The sequence below is a fragment of the Haloarcula terrestris genome, from assembly GCF_031624315.1.
In the GTDB taxonomy this organism is placed as follows: Archaea; Halobacteriota; Halobacteria; order Halobacteriales; family Haloarculaceae; genus Haloarcula; species Haloarcula terrestris.
Genome location: NZ_JAMQOM010000018.1, coordinates 1 through 16,040 on the forward strand (window position 1 = coordinate 1; position 16,040 = coordinate 16,040).

A 16,040-nucleotide genomic window follows, 5' to 3' on the forward strand; every position below is an offset into this window, starting at 1 on the left:
TTAGCTAACTGAACGACTTTGCTCGTGAAGCGGGAGATCTTCGACATAGAGCATCGGCGGTTTCCCGCTTCAACTTCCTAGTTCTGACGGTCGAAGCCGACGCTGTCCAGCGATTCACCAGAGCCGATTGGAGGAATGACGTTCGGTTAGTGGCATTCTTGCCTGTCAGAACGGTCACGCCTGGGGGAATCGAAACCTGTGTACTGTCGATACCGCCGATGTTTTCGACCGCAAATTCCGCTGTATCAGACACGGATTCGGAGGTTGACATACATCCAAAGAGCATCTCCAGCTATTAAAATCCTCTACCGATTGTGTTGAATCACTAGATATCAGTGGGATATGTGCTAAATCGAAACCGTTGAAGCGAGAGAGCAAGCTATTCAAGACACAAATCGCTCGTATCGGGGGCGTTTTGCTGGTTACTTAGCTAATCTAAGACTGAATCTACAGGCGGAGCTGGCCGAGTGTCTCGCGGCTTGACCTCGAGGCGGTTCAAATTAGGCGATTTCCGATGTTACCTCGTCCAATCGCTCCTCAGAAAAAACCGTCTCCTTCCAGTCTGAAACGAAGATGTCCTGCTTGGTTTGTTCGATCGCTTCTTGCGCCCCGTCTGAAAACGGGAAGTCGGTGAATCCGAAGACGATTCCGAGTTCGACTCTGAAATGACCAAACAGGAAGTCTTTCGCTGCTTGCTCGGGGACGCCCATGTCAACCGCGTGCTCGTAGGCCTCACGGATAGCATACAGACAGGACCCAAGGACCATTTCGACGAGTGCGGGCTCCAAGACGACCATTTGCTCCGTGGTGAGTTCGTGGGCCCGCCGCACCGGCGCATAGATGTCCCGGGCGAATGCCTCTCCACGGTCGTAGTCCTCTTTGGGGCCCTGATGGAGGGCACAGACAACGTCCTGTTGCTCACGTCCTTGCCCTCCGAACCAGTCCGGGTTGTCGCCGCTAAGGCTCGAATTTGCATCCACGATAGATGGGTGTGCTGGGTGTGTAATGAAGTACGAAATGTCCTCTCGCTCGTATAACTTCCCGGCGTATGCCGCCGCCGGGTCCAACAAAACGACCATGCTCTCGCTGTCCATCTGTGGGACCACGTCCTCCGAGACGGTCCCAATGAGGTCGTCGGGAACGGCCAACACGACGATATCTGCTCCGTCGAGGGCTTCGTTTTCGGGAGTTGCTGAAAGACCGCGCTCGGCGAGGCGCTCGCGGCCGCTGTCGCTTGGCTCCACATACCGTACGTCGTACCGATCGTAGTCTTTCAGTTGGTCAGTGATCCGACATCCCATTTTGCCGCCGGCTCCAAAGAGTGCTACGCTGACAGTCATGACTCAGGCACTAGGCGATTTTACGATACACACCACAATAAATCCCAGGAAAATCGCCCCCTCAAAGTGTCAAACCCTTCTCTTCGCGAGAGGCGATAGCGTGGGAGCAACACTATTCTACTGTACATCGACCGTATTGGCCCCTGCCACCACGAGGTCTCTGGGATCGGTAATGTGTGGCACGCACTATCCGTATTCGAGCCGGCGACAACGTTTTGTGCTAGAGGGTCGCATTCCACATATGGCGACTGGCTCTAGCGAGAACCGAACTGTCCGGGCGACCGAGACGGCTTTCGACATCGTCGAGTTGCTCCAAGAGCAAGACGGAGCAAAGCTTCACGAAATTGCTACCGAGCTTGACCTGGCGGACAGCACAGTGTATCACCATCTGAATACGCTCATCGACCGGCGATACGTCGTCCGGGAGGGTGATGTCTACTACCCAGGACTCGAGTTCCTCCAAGTCGGGGGACGAGCCAGAGAGCGGCGGCGTGCGTACCGCTTGTCAGAATCGTTCGTACAGTCGCTCGCGGAGGAGACAGGCGAACAAGTCCAGTTCATCGTCGAGGAGAACGGCTACGGATACCACGTTTACACCTCGACCGGCGAACACGCAACGTCAATCGATACCCGTCCCGGGAAGCGGATCTACCTCCACGCGAACGCAACTGGGAAGACGATTATGGCTTTCTATGAGCGGGAACGAGTCGAGGAGATCATCGACTCGGTGGGGCTTCCTGCACTCACCGAACACACGATCACAGACCGTGAGGAGCTGTTCGAAGAGCTCGAAACGGTCCGCGAACGGGGCTATGCGTATAACTGGGAGGAACACGTAGAGGGCTACTGTGGCGTCGGAGTGCCAGTCCGGTTGGAGAGAGAAGTCTTGGGGGCACTTGCGTTGGGCGGCCCCGTTGAGCGCGTCCGCAACGAGCAGTCTAGAGAGCGGTTGACACAGAGGGTCCGCGAGACGGTCAACGAACTGGAACTGGAACTGAAGTTCGACACGCCCTGACAGCCCGCCGACGTTTAATCGGTTACTGAGATGAAAATTATGTTCGCCTGGTCTGGTCGCGCTCGACACCGCCGCGTTCGACAGCCCCAAAGTAGTCGAACTCGTCGTTTTCCGTGTGGACCTGTCCACCCTTGAGAGCGATCTCGAGGCCGTCGAAGGCTTCCTCGTCCGAGTACACACGACACAGCGGCCCTCCCGGAGCGACCGGCGCGACGGCCTCGAGAGCCAGAAGATTGAGCTGGGAGACGACGTGACTGCTGGTGTCGCCACCAGCGACACAGGCTCGATCAAGATCCGCGCATTGGAGTAGCTCGCGGAAGATGCGGCCCTGCTCACGCCCGAGATACGATTCGAGGCCTTCATCGATCCCAACCGCCTCAAACCGCTCTCGCGTCGCGTCTATCGCGGGGTCGTCTGGCCCTCGTGCCGAGTAGAGGACAACGCTTTCTCCGGCATCCAGCGCGTCGAGAGCTGACTCCACCGCTTCGTCGCGCGCGTCCGCTGCCTCGTCGGGGTCGACAAGCCGCTCGGTGTCGATAGAGACCAACTGGAAGCCGTGGTCACTCGCCCACTCAATCTGCGACGCCGTCTCTGCGGACGCGCTTCCAGACATGACGGCGATTCGATCTACCGGGTCTCGCTTCTCGAAGAATGACTCCGTCCGGTCTATCAGTCCGATCTCGTCCCAGTGACTGACGAGTGCGTGGTGCTCCAGTCCCGAAGAGCCGACAGCGAACAATTGCCCCTGTGCATCGGTCGCCCGGTCCCACAGGAGATGCCCGATCCTGGCCAGATGGTCGCTATCCAGTGCATCGAGGACGACGATTTCGTCGTCTACCGCGGTCTCATCCACTGCCGACGCGAGGTCGGTGTATGATTCAAGGAACCGACGGTCAACGCCCCCGATCGGGCGGTCAGTCTGTTCCCCGAGATGCCGGCGGAGGTCACTCTCTCGCATCGGGGTGACCGGATGATCTCGCATTGTCGGATGACGGTCGATACGGTACATTTCTCCGCCTTGTTCCGCAAACAGGTTAGAGAATGCGACGAAGCGGCCGTGTGGCACCTCAGTTCCTTGCGAAACCGGGACGAAGGGGGAGTCGAAAACCTCCTGTGCGACGTCGATTGCGGTCCCGATACTCCCGACCTCCGGTGAGGAGTCGAAGGTTGAGCAGACCTTGTAATGGACGATCGGCGCGTCCAGATCTGCGAACCGTTCGAAAATGGATGGAAGCTCGGCCATCATCTCAGCAGGAGTCATCGATCGACTGACGCCAGCGACGCCGACAGCGTCGAGATCGTCGAACTGCCCTAACTCGTCGGGAGTCGGTGGTTCCATGAAGAGTACCGCCCGGACGCCGTTGTCCGCGAGGCCCTCGAGGGCATCAGTTGATCCGGTGAAGTCGTCTCCGTAGAACGCCAGTAGTAGCTCTGTGTCTGTCATGGGTTCGGGTGGTGATTGATAGTTAGTATCATTTGTTTCCGTAGTGTTCGATGGCTGTTCGTAACTCCTCGTGTGTCTCTGCGTATTCTTCAAGCGGTACTCCCTGCATCGCCGCCTCCCAGGCCTGTTTGAGATGTGTGACACCGGCTCCCGGTCCGTCGGGATGACCGAGGATTCCGCCCCCGGCGAGGTACATGAGATCCGCGTTCCCAAGGACCTCGTACGTGTCTTGCACCTGGTCGGCCCACTGGCCCGAGGAGAAGACGGGCATCACCGGCTTTTGGCTGGCGATTGGTGTCTGGCACTCAGTTGCAGAGGCGATTACCGACTCGTCGGACTCGTAAAACTTACTCCGGATTCCACTCACGTGAAGGTGGTCGACACCGGCGAGTCGCCAGAACTTCTGCCAAGCCTCGTAGCTGAACCCGAGCAGTGGACAGCGGGACATCGCGCCCCAGCCGTTCCGGTGTCCGTGGATCGGCAAGTCGGACTCCTCTCGGAGTCGCTTGACCCCGGCCAGTCCGACGCTCTGGAGACTGATCATTAGACAGTTGCCGCCAGCGTCTTTCACCGCGTCGTGGCGACGCAGCATTTCGTCGACATCGCCGGTGACGTTACAGGCATACATCACCGTCTCGCCGGTCTCCGCTTCGTGACGATTGATGACGTCCATCACCGCTTCAACGCGTTCCTCAACGGGAGAGTAGGACGGTCCGGCGATGAGTTCGTCGTCCTTGATGAAGTCGACACCGGCGTCGACCACGGTCTCGACTATTTCAGCCGTCTCTTCGGGCGAGAGCCCGACACTCGGTTTGATGATCGTTCCGATAATCGGCCTATCTTTGATGCCGACGACCTCCCGTGTGCCCTCGATACCGAACTGCGGGCCAGGCTGTGCCGCAGCGAATGTCTCGGGAATCGAGAGGTCGATCAGCCGAACGCCCGAAAGTTCCTTCAGGACGAACAGGTTCCCCGCGACCATCGTCATGAGGTTTGGGAGCGATGTGCCGATGTTCTCCATTGGGTAGGACAACTGCGCCGTCGCTCGGGTGTACGAACCAGCGTAGCTGGAGTTGTCTGGGGTTTCGGCCCCAGGGAGGCTGGGCTCATCGACCGTCGCCCGCACCGTCACGTCTTCGACTCTGGCGCCATGGCGCTCGGTGAGGTCGTCCGTCTCGGTGGAGACATCGACGAAAGTCCCGGAGGACTGCTCGTTAGCAATCGCTTCGGCCGCGTCGCTGGGAGCGTGCGGTGTCTCGATCAGGTATGTCGCTTGTATCCGTGGCATTGGTATGTTAATCCGCTTGTCCGGCTCCATTGTGGGCTGCGTTTAGTGTCCGTCGGGGCTACGGTCAGCTGCGTCACTTTTTCTCACGAACCCGCTCGACGAAGTCTGAACAACTGTCTCCGGGCGAGATCCCGAGGTCGGCAGCGATATCGTTGACATGGCTGAGAATACCGTCTTCCAGCGCTGACGTGGAGTCACCGATCTGTGCTGACTCGACGTCGACCGTGGCCGCAGGAATCCCGCGCTCGTCCATCGTTTCGATCCGGCCGATGCCAGCGTCGTCTTTCCCGACGCCAGCATCGAAGAGAGTAATTCCCGCAACGTCGGCCTGAATGTAGGAGTCGATCTCGCCGGCCAGGCGCTCGCCGTGGCTGCCCGTGACAGTGATCGCCCCCTCGTGCTCGTCGTTGATCAGGCCGATAGAGTCGAGTGTCCAGACAGGCGTGTCGCCGTCTCGAACCTTTTCTTGGGTCATCTCGTTCCCAACGTCCTCCCGAACTGGATCGCGTTCCGCGTCGGACATAGCCGCCGCGCACTCAACAGCGGACTGACCGACCTCGCAGCCACAGTCCGCCGCTGCGTCGTTAACGTGACTCACCACACCGCCTTCGACCATACTCAGGCCGTCGCCGATACGGGCGCTCTCATTGTCAACCGTCGCTGTCGGGAGTCCCAGATCGTCCAAGTATGGCAGTGACTGGATCCCAGCCTCGTTTTTCCCGACGCCCGCGTCGTTGAATATGATTCCCCGCAGTCCCAACTGCGCGGCGTATCGTCCAGACGAGATACCGCCGTGACTGCCAGCGACGACAACTGCACCCTCGGAATCATCGGGTTGTGTGATACTATCGACTACTCTAATATCTCTGGGCATGACAGTGATTACCTCGACCACCTATTATAAAATACTTTTGTTTCCCGGCAAAACCTATTTACCACCGTCGTGAGAGAGTATCAGTGTGTTCGAGCGAATACATCACATAGCGATACTTGCAGGTGGTATTGACGCCGATCTTGACGAGTATACTGCCGTCTACGAAGAGCACTTCGAGATGGAACGGTCCGAAATGGTCTACTTCGAAGAGGACAACTGCGAAGTAGCGCTCTACTCCGTCGGTGGAACGATCATCGAGTTTACTTCACCGACTGGTCCGAGTGGCTGGCACTACGAGCACCTCCAGGAACACGGTCCGGGGTTCTTCCACATCGCCTTCGAAGTAGACGACATCGAGCGCCGTCGGCAACAACTCGAGGAGCTTGGGTACAATTTCCTCGACGAAATCAGAGACGGAATCGACTGGAAAATCACAACACTCGATTATCACGACACGCCGCTGCCGATGCAGATCGTCGAAGACTCTCGCCGGATCGAAGATCGACAGTAGCTGTGATCGGGCGGTTTCTCTAGGCGAACGGGTTTCCGATTCCCACGACCGCAACTGGACTACCGCATTCTAACTTCCTGTTTTCCAACATACCGTATTCTATCTTCGACTCCGCTCTGGATATCAAATTACGACTGAGCACGTCGAAACAGTCACCGCAGTTGTCCACGCTATCTGTCGTCTACTCACCTCTGTGTTATCAGTAGCCACCGCCCAGCGTCGTCGTGACGCCGCCGTCGACAGTCAGTGCCTCGCCACTGATGAAGCTAGCGAGCGGACTGACGAGGTACAGGACGGTATTGGCCACGTCTTGGGGCTGCCCGATCCGTCCGAGGGGTGTCTTCTGTCTGTGCTCCTCCTCGGACTCGTTGTCGATCAGGTCAAGGTCTTCGTCAGTCATGCTCGTCTTGATCATGCTCGGGTGGACAGAGTTCACGCGAATGTCTGATCCCCCGAGTCGATCCGCAAGCGCCCGAGTCATTGACTCAACAGCACCCTTGGATGTCGTGTATCGCACCCCGTCCCCGCGACCGATGAAGGAGGTGACGCTGGACATGTTGACGATTGTCCCGCTCCGGTCCGCATCGATCATACTTTTCGCAGCTTCCTGGGATCCAAAGAAGACGCCCTTCACGTTGATGTCCATAATCTGGTCGAACTCTTCCTCTGTCGTCTCCAGAAAGTCGTCACTCTGTGTGATGCCGGCATTATTGACCATGATGGAGACACCGCCCAGATCATCAGCGGTTGAGACTGCCTTCTGGAAGTCTTCGATGCTTGCAACGTTGCATTCGACGTACTCGGCCTCCTGATCGTACTCGTCCCTGATTTTCTCGTGCGTTGGAGTCCCTCCCTCACGAGGGTCGGGCTGCAGATCAGCAACAACGACGTTCGCACCGTGCTCGGCCAGTGTGAGACTGATTGCGCGCCCGTTACCGCTGGCGCCACCCGTTACTATCGCTACGTCATCCGCTAACCAATCGGTCATACTTACACCCGGAAATTTCTGAGCCACCTATATAATAGTACCGGCGAAGCGTCCGGCGTGATGCATGATTGTCGAACGACGCAACTCCGGGCACGGTCTCGAAGACAACGGAACTCACCAGTGAGAAACGTTTTATCGCTGGTAACGCTACTTCTGAGCATGGCAAACAGCCAGCAGCGGTTCCTCGACCAAGACGAATCGGCAACGGGCACCTGGATCTCGATCGGTCATCCGGCGGTCGCCGAGATCTGTTCGCAAGGGTATGACTTCGTCGTCATCGATCTGGAGCACACGGCAATGAGTCTCGAAACGCTCGAAAACATGCTCCGGGCGGTTGACAGAGATGTGGCGCCCATCGTGCGGGTCCCGACCAACGATCCAGTCTGGATCAAGCGCGTCCTTGATCTGGGCGTCGCCGGCCTCATGATTCCGAGAGTCGAGACCCGCGAACAGGCAGAACATGCCGTCGAGGCGATGCAGTACCCGCCAAACGGTGATCGAGGTGTGGCGCCCGCACGGGCCTCCGAGTACGGCCGGACGTTCGGCGAGTATTACAAACACGCCGATGACGAACTCACGACCATCTTGCAAATCGAGACCGAGCTCGGTGCGTCGAACGCCGCCGAAATCGTTTCCGTTGACGGTGTTGACGCGGTGATCGTGGGACACGGAGATCTCTCTGCGTCGCTCGATGTGTTTGGTCAGTGGGAAAGTGAGACGTTCGAATCCACCCTAGAGTCGATCGTGACGACAGTGCATGACGCTGGAAAGCAGGTCGGCATGTTGGCCACAGATGATGAGAGCATCGAGCGGTGGACCGGCGCTGGTATCGACTTCCTGATTGCGGGGGCAGACATCGCCTATCTCGCGGAGGGGAGCGATATGGCACGTGAGAAACACGAAACCCTCACGGAAGAGTAGAAAATCGGGCAACTGGACTGTTTTTGACGCTTCGACGGACTATCGAACACTAATTATACGACGTAGGCTCAGTACCTCACAAAGCATCGCCAGTTAATCTGACCTGAGTCACCTGTTCTGTCGAGATGCGTCGTCGGTAGTGGTCGAGGGATGCTGATCGAAGGGGGAGCTGCCGCTGTCGGCGGCGATCAGCCGCCGACGCGGCAGCGTTGCCACTCAAAAGGCGGCGTCCTTGCCTGGTGATTACCGGTGGAACCGGTCGTCCGGTGGCCGGTTTGCGGGGACGGCCCGACGCACCGCGAGGGCCGTCCACGCTGCCCGACACAGCATATTGATGAACTCCTCGAACGACCAGGACCAGAGGCGACGCCCGCCACGGCGGGGCGTCGCCACATACTCCCAATGGAGATACCGCCAGACATTCTGCAAGAGTAGACTCACCACGACGTACAGCAGCCGTACGACTGGATTCTGCGTTGTGGTTGTCGCAATGCTTTGTTCGGAGAGTCGGTAGCTGGCTTCGATACCGAAGCGTTTCGCGTAATGGTATCGAGCATCTTGTGGTGTGTCAATGAACGGCGCGTCAGCGGCGTAGCCGTGACGCGCCACTCCGTGTTCGTCGTACCGTCCGTTTTGATAGGTACAGTCAATGTAGACGGGAAACTCGACGGTCCAGCTATGACCGTCGAGTTTCCCTGTCAGCTCATGTTGGATGACGCGGCTCCATCCTTCCGAGAGTTCCTGCTTGATTGTTTTTCCCCACCGGACGATCGGCATCACGTACGCGTAGTTGTGAGCGTGGAGGAGCGTGAGACACTTGCTATCGTAGAATTCTCGATCAAGATAGACGGCCTTGACCTCAGCGTCAAGGCCGTCGAGGCGACCAAGAAACTCAGCTAGAACGCTGCTGGCGGTGTCGCCGTCAACGAGACGGCGCACCGCCAGCGTGTACCGTTTATTCTTCACACGCGCGTAGAGTGTCGCATAGGCGTGGAATGCGGTGGTTCCACGCTTCGCTTCTGAGTGGTAGAGGCCAGCTGTTTCATCCTCGTTACCGTAGTAGGGTCGCAGGTGGAGATCTGCGCAGACCTCCACCTGCTTGGGAAGGATCTCTAGAACGTCCTTTTGCAGGAGTGCGTTCCCGACTTGTTCAACCGACGTTAGGTCGAATTTCTCACGGAGATGGTACAGAACCGTGTTTTCGTGGGGAGAATCTTCACTGGTCTCACAGAGTTCAGATATCGAGGTCCCGTCGGCGCATGCGCCGACGAGGACCTCTAAGATGTCCTCAGCATCGATTTCAGCGTTGTTGCCGAGTTCAAGAACAACTTCCTCGTCAAGCGAGTTGACGAGAAAGTTAAGGAGCTGGTCCTCGTGGATTTCATCGTCTGCTTGCTTCTGGTGTTTGGACACATCCTCAGCAAGCAGACGTCTCAACTAACCAGTTTTGTGAAGTACTGAGGCTGGAGGAAATCAGGCTATGCGAGCCCGAAGTATCGGGGGACAGAGAGGACTATCGAGGGGAAGACGACGAGGAGCACCAGTGCAACTAACAAGGGAATGTAATAGGGAATGATTCCCTGGATGATCTCCTCGATCTCTAGGTCGGTCACCCGTTCGAGCGCGAACAGGACGACGCCGAAGGGGGGCGAGATCAACCCGATCATCAGTGCGACCATCATCACGATGCCGAAGTGGATCGGATCGATCCCGATCTGGGGCAGCACCGGTGCGACAATCGGAACGACGATCAAGATGATGGCGATCGTCTCCATGAAGGTGCCGAGGATGAGGAAAAAGAGGGCGAATAAGAGCAAGATGAAGGTTGGGTCAGTCGACAGCGTCAGCAGACCCTCGGTGAGAATTGTCGGTAGTCCCGAGATGGTGAGCACGAAGCCATAGACGTTCGCAAAGGCAATGATGAGCGTCAGCACCGCGGTGTCCTCGAACGTGTCTCCAAGTATCGAGCGGAACGTGTCCCAATCAAGGTTTCGATAGAACAAGACGCCGAGTAGTATCGCGTAGATCCCGGCCACTGCGGCCGCTTCGGTCGGGGTGAATATGCCCAAGGCGATACCGCCGATAATGATCGCCGGCGCGATCAGGCCAGGGATCGCCCTGACGCTAGATTCAGCAAGCTTGCGGAGGTTGAAGGGACTCGTGTCTGACCTGCCGCTTCTGAGTGCACCCACAGTGATGAACACCATCAAGGCGAGTCCCATCAACAGCCCGGGGAGAATCCCGCCCAGGAAGAGGGCTCCGATCGACACCTGCGCCGTAACGCCGTAGACAATTATGGGAATGCTCGGCGGAATGATTGGACCGATAGTCGACGACGCACCAGTGATCCCTGCCGCAGTGGGACCGTCGTACCCACGACTCGTCATCGCCTCGTACTCGATAGAACCCAGGCCGGCGGCGTCGGCCACCGCCGCGCCGCTCATTCCTGAGAAGATGATGCTGACCACAACGTTCACGTGTCCGAGACCGCCGGGCAACGGACTTACGAGCGCCTCGGCGAAATCGAAGATATCGTCGGTCAGCCCGATATTGTTCATCATTCGTCCAGCAAAGAGGAAAAACGGAATCGCAAGCAGTGTGAAGCTGTTCAGCGAGCCGAACATTCGATTGGCGAAGGTCTCGACAGTCCAGGATGGACCGAGGCCCGACAGCATCACCAACACCGACACTAGTCCGAGCGCGAATGCTACGTGGACGCCGATCAGGTAGAAGACCAGCAGCGGGATTACGAACAATAGTATCAACAGGACCGGGTCGGGAATCATCGTTCCTCCGGTTCGTTTTCTTCGGCGTTTTCCTGAATATCTCCCGCAGGGTGATCTATGGCGCCGGGTTCTGAGAGGTCAGTGGACCACATCGACACCATCTTTTCGACGATGACCACAATACAGAGTGCGAACATGATTGCGAGGTAGATCATCAGGTACCCGACCCGCAGCCAGTCAACCGTGGGCAGCGACTGAACGAGCGTCCGCTCGATGACGCTCACGGCGGACCAGACACCGATGGCGCACATCACAATGACGAGGAGATTAGAGAACGTTGTGAGGTACTTTTGGAGCGAGTCTGACAGCATCCGCAGTAGCGGCCGAATCGAGATATGGCTGCCACGGCGCATCGCGTAGGGGATACCGGTCAGAGTCATTATCACCAGTAGGTACCGAGCGATTTCAGTCGTCCAGACGGCCCCGTAGTCGGTCGGGAAAACGCGCATGACGATTTGGAACGCGACGACGACGCCCATCGCACCGAGGACGAGTTGCCCCAGAGTTCCCAGGACACTCTCCAACCGCTCCATGAGCGTTCTGATCGCCGAATCGGGGGTTTGTTCGTTCATGTCCGTAGTATTGTTACTACCATTGTCAGGCTAACGATTGAACATCCTCGAGGCTCGGCTTCCAGCGGTTATCGAAGAACTCCTCTAACTGCGGTTGTGCGGCGCTTCGGAACGCATCCTGATCCACGTCCTCACTGGAGACGACGGTAACGTCGTGGTCTTCCTGAACCATGGTAAGCAGTTCCTCCGCGGCGCTGCGAGTTTCCTCGTTCGCCCACTGGATCGCCTCGTCGAGCGAATCCTGCATCGCTTGCTGTTCCGACTCGTCGAGACCCTGCCACGTATCCTCGTTAAGCACCCAGTTCTGCGTCTGGAGGAGGTGGTCTGTCTGGGAGAAGTGTGATTGGACCTCGTAGAGGCTTGCGTCAACGAACTGCGCTATCGGCCCTTCCGACGAGCTCACGACGCCGGTCTGGAGAGCCTGATACAGTTCGTCGTACGGGACTGGGGTCGCTTGCGCACCGATTTCTTCCCAGCTCTGGACCCACGTCTCGAACTCCGGAAGCCGCATCTTGACACCTTCAATATCTGCGGGAGCAGCCACCGCCTTGTTCGCAGTCGTCCCTCGGAGCCCGCGGAACGCCGCTCCGAGGATTCGCTGGTTAGCTTGCTCTATCAGTTGGCTGTTGAATCCTCCCTCGCCATAGACATACTCGTCCATGAGCGCTTGGAAGTGCTCCCATCCCTCCGCCACGAACGGAGCTTCCAGGAACCCGTATTCGCGGCCGTACGACGACGTGAGTGCGGTCATCGCCACGCCATGCCCGGCGATACTCCCAGAGGAGGTGGCACTCATATGGTCTTCTTCGCCACCGATACTCACGTAATTGAGTGCTAGGCTGCCGTCCGTTTGCTCCTTCAGATTGTCGCTCCACCGATTGAGCAACTGCACCTGTGGGTGCTCCTGACCGAACGTCGCAGCGATATCGAGTGTCTCCGCTGCGGAGTCACCACCCGATTGCCCACTCGTATCGTTCTGGCCATCAGTAGCCGCACTGCCATCAGATGAGCCGCTACAGCCCGCAAGGGAGCCAACTCCGATGGTTGCTATACCTCCAACTGCCTTCAGGACTGACCGCCGATTGCTGTGAGACATTCTGCAATATAGACCGTTACGTTCATTGTATTTATAGCTTTGGTGGCAAGGCAGTCTCAACCGGTCGAGGGACAAATGATATTACAGTGGATCCTCAAGTGAGAGTATGGTTATCGTAGCAGCAGTCGATAGCTCAGAGCGTTCGTCCTACGTACTGGATCAAGCAGCGACCCTGGCGAAGCGCTTCGACGAACCCGTTCACGCTATCCATGTCATGACGCGTTCGGAGGCAATCAATGCAGAGACTTCGAGTATCACCTCAGACGACGCTATCGAAATCGAGGAATTACGTGCGACAGCCGCGCAAGTCGCATCGGATGCCCTCGAAGACCAACCAGACGATGTCGAGACCGAAGCTGTCGGCCGTATCGGCGATCCGGCCACTGAAATCGTGGAGTACGCAAATGAACACGACACCCAATACATCGTTGTTAGTCCGCGCCGACGATCCCAGACTGGGAAAATCATCTTCGGGAGCGTCGCACAGTCGATCCTACTCGACGCGACCTGTCCAGTCGTGTCCGTAACCGACGAATCAAGTCGGTAGGCCACAAAACAAGTCTCGTTCGAGTGGCTCGATATCGACGCCGCTCACAGAATAGCAAAATCCTACAGCGATAGCTCCCGCCAATCGTTGATGAGGTGGGGTATCTCGATGCTGCCCTCCAATGTCGAATTAGTATATCACATCCTCAGCATGCTTGGCCGTCAAACTCAACGCTATTGGGAATCTCGTTTACAGGACGTCTTAGAGTGAGTAGCTGCGGAGGGACTCTCATTGGAAACGCTATTTGCCGCAGTCATGAACGATCCCACGTTGAAAGTCACTGTTTCGGCTGTCGTGAGACTCTCCTATCCAAATTCTCGCCGATTGCCTGGGATTCGAAAAATAATACTCATATTTCTTTGTACGAATGTCGAATTTGGTAGGATGGGAGCATCTGTGTTGAAAATTCTTCGGTGATGCACAACTGTTTCGCGTCTCGCTAGACAATTTGTACACTCAGATACCTGAATTAACTTGGTTGATATCTCCTCATTGGTCTGGGAAAAGAATGAGACACCTGGGTACCGATTTTTCTGCACTCCAGACGCGAGATGAATAATAATCGTACGGCCGTTATGGATTGTGAACTGGTAACGATGCTGCTACGCGGGATACTCATGTCCAAAATCCCAGTGAACAATCAATACGTGCCTATCCCGTTCCGCTGCCATAGATATAACAACAGTACGCCTGTTATCTTGTTAGACTAGCGACACGCTAATTCGGATTGGGAATGAATATCGACAGTAACGGACTCACACTATTGGGGAACTGGAGGGTGATGTAATGTCCTTGTCTTGCCTCTTAGCATAATCACCTTTCCAGTAACAGCCGAGTCAAGACTAATCCTGAGCGTGTCACAGAATCCATCTCATAGCTTCTCACAGCCCAGTTCATTTCCTCGCTCGTAGTTGGTGATTGGCAATGACGGGCCGAAGACACAGCGCAAGGAAAACTTCTGTTCGTGCGTGGACGCGGCCTCGGGCGCGGACGTACCCGAGGCCGCAGTCCTTGACTGCATTGTTGGTTCGTTCGACTCCTGACCGGTAGTTGTACGACTCGTCCAAGATGGATTGTTTCAGCTGCACGTCCTCACTGTGTTCCTCGATGCGGTCTTCGACCCTTGACTCGATGTCTTTCGGGTCCTCAGTTTTTCGCGGATTGTATGGGGCGATTGGCACGACCACCTGCTAGTCGCAGAGGTCGTGCCACTCGAGGATGTCATAGGCGGTGTCTCCAAGCATCCATATGGGTGTATCGACGGCGAGCGCATCACGCGTGACGCGCATCGTCGTCTCCTGATCTGCTTGTTTGGCCTGTGTGAACTCCGCTGCAATCGGTATCTTTGGGTCGGTCGAGACAATCGTACAGCCGAAGCCATAGTAGTACTCTTCAGCCGTTAGATCGTAGTTCCATGACGCCGCGTCGTTGTACTGGATCGCCTCAACATGTGTCGAATCGATGGAGTATGTCGAGTCCGCAGTATACCAGACAAGGCCGTTCTGAAGTTCTCGTATTACCGGACACGTGCCGTAGACATACTCGTAGTAACAGTGCAGAAAGCCGTGAAAGAGATACCGTGGTTAATGCACTCGTGTTCCAGATCGGCTCGGATATCGAGCAGGGCATCCTCGGCTCTTGTACAAAAGGTGCCTACGAAAATATCCTCTCTTGTGCAAAGATGCACAAAGGCTGCAGCATCGACACGAAGACCGAGATAGCGCCGTTATAATAGACAACCGTTCCTATCATAACACCCGTACAAATGTTAGTCCAATCCAGAGGATACCGCTGTTGAATCAGAATTTGTGACACCTGTCAATTTGTACGTTCGCTCTATCCAAACAGATATGTTTGTTAAGAGAATTGGGAATTGATTTCGATGACGTTCGCTGATCGCGTAACCATACTGGGCAACTCTTTCTCGTAAAATTCGCTTTCGAACCGACTCGCGGGACCAGAGATACTGATAGCACCGATTATTTCATTTTCTGTCGTAACCGGTGCAGCGACACATCGGAGTCCCTGGATTTTCTCTTCTCGATCGAAGGCGTACCCACGTTCACGGATGTCTTCAAGTTCAGCAAACAGCTCTTCTTTGGTTGTAATCGTATTTTCAGTATACTTCGGAAGGCCGTGGCGGTCAACGATTTCGTAAACGCGTGACTCGGACATATATGCCATCATCGCTTTGCCCAGGGAGAGACAATGCATGTATTCCCGTTTCCCTGGTGAGGATGCGGACTGGACTGCGTTTTCGCCGGCGCTCTTGTAGATATATACGGCCTGTCCGTGTTCGGGCATTGCGAACTGAGCGAGTTCCCCACAGGACTCCGAGAGATCATCGAGTTCCTCAGTAACGACATCGTATATCTGCAATCGATCCCGTACCGTCTCACCGAGTTCGAGGTGACGGAGACTCAGTCGATACATCTCATCCTCTTTAATCACGTACTCGTTCTTGTAGAGCGTAGACATGTGCCCATGTATCGTACCTTTTGACCGGCCCAGTTCGTCAGCTATTTCAGTAATTCCAGCACCGTCCCGTTCCAAGAGAAGTTCTATAATATCGAGTGTCGTTTGGACCGCGTCAACCGTCCTTGAACTGTCGTGGGTTGCCATACCAATTGTTTGCGTTGCATCCATCTTAAAACTGTT

Annotated in this window: 14 protein-coding genes and 1 pseudogene; 4 read left to right on the forward strand and 11 right to left on the reverse strand. The window is 56.3% G+C overall.

Going from position 1 to position 16,040, the window contains the following annotated elements; all coding sequences use genetic code 11:
- Nucleotides 1-500: 500 nt before the first annotated feature.
- Nucleotides 501-1,340 carry a phosphogluconate dehydrogenase C-terminal domain-containing protein gene (locus tag NDI54_RS19750; RefSeq protein WP_310898089.1) on the reverse strand — a complete coding sequence of 280 codons (840 nt, stop codon included), beginning with the start codon at nucleotides 1,338-1,340 and terminating at the stop codon, nucleotides 501-503.
- Between the two features lie 241 nt (nucleotides 1,341-1,581).
- On the opposite strand from NDI54_RS19750, the gene NDI54_RS19755 reads away from it, so the two are divergent.
- Complete coding sequence (locus NDI54_RS19755; RefSeq protein ID WP_310898090.1) at nucleotides 1,582-2,355, forward strand: IclR family transcriptional regulator; 774 nt, start codon at nucleotides 1,582-1,584, stop codon at nucleotides 2,353-2,355.
- Between the two features lie 37 nt (nucleotides 2,356-2,392).
- Here NDI54_RS19755 and NDI54_RS19760 read toward each other — a convergent pair whose 3' ends face one another.
- From NDI54_RS19760 to NDI54_RS19770, 3 genes are all read right to left on the reverse strand, one after another.
- Nucleotides 2,393-3,799, reverse strand: a complete 1,407-nt coding sequence (locus NDI54_RS19760; protein WP_310898091.1) for a four-carbon acid sugar kinase family protein — start codon at nucleotides 3,797-3,799, stop codon at nucleotides 2,393-2,395.
- Nucleotides 3,800-3,827: 28 nt separating this feature from the next.
- A complete protein-coding gene (locus NDI54_RS19765) occupies nucleotides 3,828-5,087 on the reverse strand; it encodes a ribulose-bisphosphate carboxylase large subunit family protein (RefSeq protein WP_310898092.1) in 1,260 nt (419 codons plus the stop codon).
- 73 nt (nucleotides 5,088-5,160) lie between these two features.
- Nucleotides 5,161-5,961 carry a hypothetical protein gene (locus NDI54_RS19770; protein WP_310898093.1) on the reverse strand — a complete coding sequence of 267 codons (801 nt, stop codon included), beginning with the start codon at nucleotides 5,959-5,961 and terminating at the stop codon, nucleotides 5,161-5,163.
- An 85-nt stretch (nucleotides 5,962-6,046) separates the two neighbouring features.
- Between NDI54_RS19770 and NDI54_RS19775 the strand changes: the two genes are divergently transcribed.
- The gene (locus NDI54_RS19775) at nucleotides 6,047-6,472 is read left to right on the forward strand and encodes a VOC family protein (RefSeq protein ID WP_191906268.1); all 426 of its coding nucleotides are present in this window, start codon (nucleotides 6,047-6,049) and stop codon (nucleotides 6,470-6,472) included.
- Nucleotides 6,473-6,671: 199 nt separating this feature from the next.
- Here the strand turns inward: NDI54_RS19775 and NDI54_RS19780 are convergent, their stop codons facing one another.
- Nucleotides 6,672-7,460, reverse strand: coding sequence for an SDR family oxidoreductase (locus NDI54_RS19780; protein WP_310898094.1), 789 nt, complete (start codon nucleotides 7,458-7,460; stop codon nucleotides 6,672-6,674).
- 159 nt (nucleotides 7,461-7,619) lie between these two features.
- Here NDI54_RS19780 and NDI54_RS19785 point away from each other — a divergent pair, with 159 nt between their 5' ends.
- Nucleotides 7,620-8,381 (forward strand): HpcH/HpaI aldolase family protein, encoded by a 762-nt coding sequence (locus NDI54_RS19785; protein WP_310898095.1) that lies wholly within the window; start codon nucleotides 7,620-7,622, stop codon nucleotides 8,379-8,381.
- A 243-nt stretch (nucleotides 8,382-8,624) separates the two neighbouring features.
- On the opposite strand, the gene NDI54_RS19790 is transcribed toward NDI54_RS19785, so the two are convergent.
- The 4 genes from NDI54_RS19790 to NDI54_RS19805 all read right to left on the reverse strand — a co-directional run bounded on the left by NDI54_RS19790 (nucleotide 8,625) and on the right by NDI54_RS19805 (nucleotide 12,835).
- The gene (locus NDI54_RS19790; protein WP_310898096.1) at nucleotides 8,625-9,794 is read right to left on the reverse strand and encodes an ISH3 family transposase; all 1,170 of its coding nucleotides are present in this window, start codon (nucleotides 9,792-9,794) and stop codon (nucleotides 8,625-8,627) included.
- Nucleotides 9,795-9,859: 65 nt separating this feature from the next.
- Nucleotides 9,860-11,167 (reverse strand): TRAP transporter large permease, encoded by a 1,308-nt coding sequence (locus tag NDI54_RS19795; protein WP_310898097.1) that lies wholly within the window; start codon nucleotides 11,165-11,167, stop codon nucleotides 9,860-9,862.
- Nucleotides 11,164-11,739, reverse strand: a complete 576-nt coding sequence (locus tag NDI54_RS19800) for a TRAP transporter small permease (protein ID WP_310898098.1) — start codon at nucleotides 11,737-11,739, stop codon at nucleotides 11,164-11,166. The genes NDI54_RS19795 and NDI54_RS19800 overlap by 4 nt, the downstream gene beginning before the upstream one ends.
- 25 nt (nucleotides 11,740-11,764) lie before the next feature.
- Nucleotides 11,765-12,835, reverse strand: coding sequence for a TRAP transporter substrate-binding protein (locus NDI54_RS19805; protein ID WP_310898099.1), 1,071 nt, complete (start codon nucleotides 12,833-12,835; stop codon nucleotides 11,765-11,767).
- Nucleotides 12,836-12,941: 106 nt separating this feature from the next.
- On the opposite strand from NDI54_RS19805, the gene NDI54_RS19810 reads away from it, so the two are divergent.
- Entirely contained in the window at nucleotides 12,942-13,382 is a 441-nt protein-coding gene (locus NDI54_RS19810) for a universal stress protein (protein WP_151100325.1), read from the forward strand.
- 871 nt (nucleotides 13,383-14,253) lie between these two features.
- Here NDI54_RS19810 and NDI54_RS19815 read toward each other — a convergent pair.
- A pseudogene (locus NDI54_RS19815) lies at nucleotides 14,254-14,965 on the reverse strand (transposase); the annotation flags it as partial.
- A gap of 274 nt (nucleotides 14,966-15,239) precedes the next feature.
- The gene (locus NDI54_RS19820; protein WP_310898100.1) at nucleotides 15,240-16,004 is read right to left on the reverse strand and encodes an IclR family transcriptional regulator; all 765 of its coding nucleotides are present in this window, start codon (nucleotides 16,002-16,004) and stop codon (nucleotides 15,240-15,242) included.
- Between the last annotated feature and the right edge of the window lie 36 nt (nucleotides 16,005-16,040).

What these genes read in the sequence shown, in the direction of transcription:
- NDI54_RS19750 (WP_310898089.1), bottom strand. Translation starts at nt 1,340, where the DNA reads ATGACTGTCAGCGTAGCACTCTTTGGAGCCGGCGGCAAAATGGGATGT.
- NDI54_RS19755 (WP_310898090.1), top strand. Translation starts at nt 1,582, where the DNA reads ATGGCGACTGGCTCTAGCGAGAACCGAACTGTCCGGGCGACCGAGACG.
- NDI54_RS19760 (WP_310898091.1), bottom strand. Translation starts at nt 3,799, where the DNA reads ATGACAGACACAGAGCTACTACTGGCGTTCTACGGAGACGACTTCACC.
- NDI54_RS19765 (WP_310898092.1), bottom strand. Translation starts at nt 5,087, where the DNA reads ATGCCACGGATACAAGCGACATACCTGATCGAGACACCGCACGCTCCC.
- NDI54_RS19770 (WP_310898093.1), bottom strand. Translation starts at nt 5,961, where the DNA reads ATGCCCAGAGATATTAGAGTAGTCGATAGTATCACACAACCCGATGAT.
- NDI54_RS19780 (WP_310898094.1), bottom strand. Translation starts at nt 7,460, where the DNA reads ATGACCGATTGGTTAGCGGATGACGTAGCGATAGTAACGGGTGGCGCC.
- NDI54_RS19785 (WP_310898095.1), top strand. Translation starts at nt 7,620, where the DNA reads ATGGCAAACAGCCAGCAGCGGTTCCTCGACCAAGACGAATCGGCAACG.
- NDI54_RS19795 (WP_310898097.1), bottom strand. Translation starts at nt 11,167, where the DNA reads ATGATTCCCGACCCGGTCCTGTTGATACTATTGTTCGTAATCCCGCTG.
- NDI54_RS19800 (WP_310898098.1), bottom strand. Translation starts at nt 11,739, where the DNA reads ATGAACGAACAAACCCCCGATTCGGCGATCAGAACGCTCATGGAGCGG.
- NDI54_RS19805 (WP_310898099.1), bottom strand. Translation starts at nt 12,835, where the DNA reads ATGTCTCACAGCAATCGGCGGTCAGTCCTGAAGGCAGTTGGAGGTATA.
- NDI54_RS19810 (WP_151100325.1), top strand. Translation starts at nt 12,942, where the DNA reads ATGGTTATCGTAGCAGCAGTCGATAGCTCAGAGCGTTCGTCCTACGTA.
- NDI54_RS19820 (WP_310898100.1), bottom strand. Translation starts at nt 16,004, where the DNA reads ATGGCAACCCACGACAGTTCAAGGACGGTTGACGCGGTCCAAACGACA.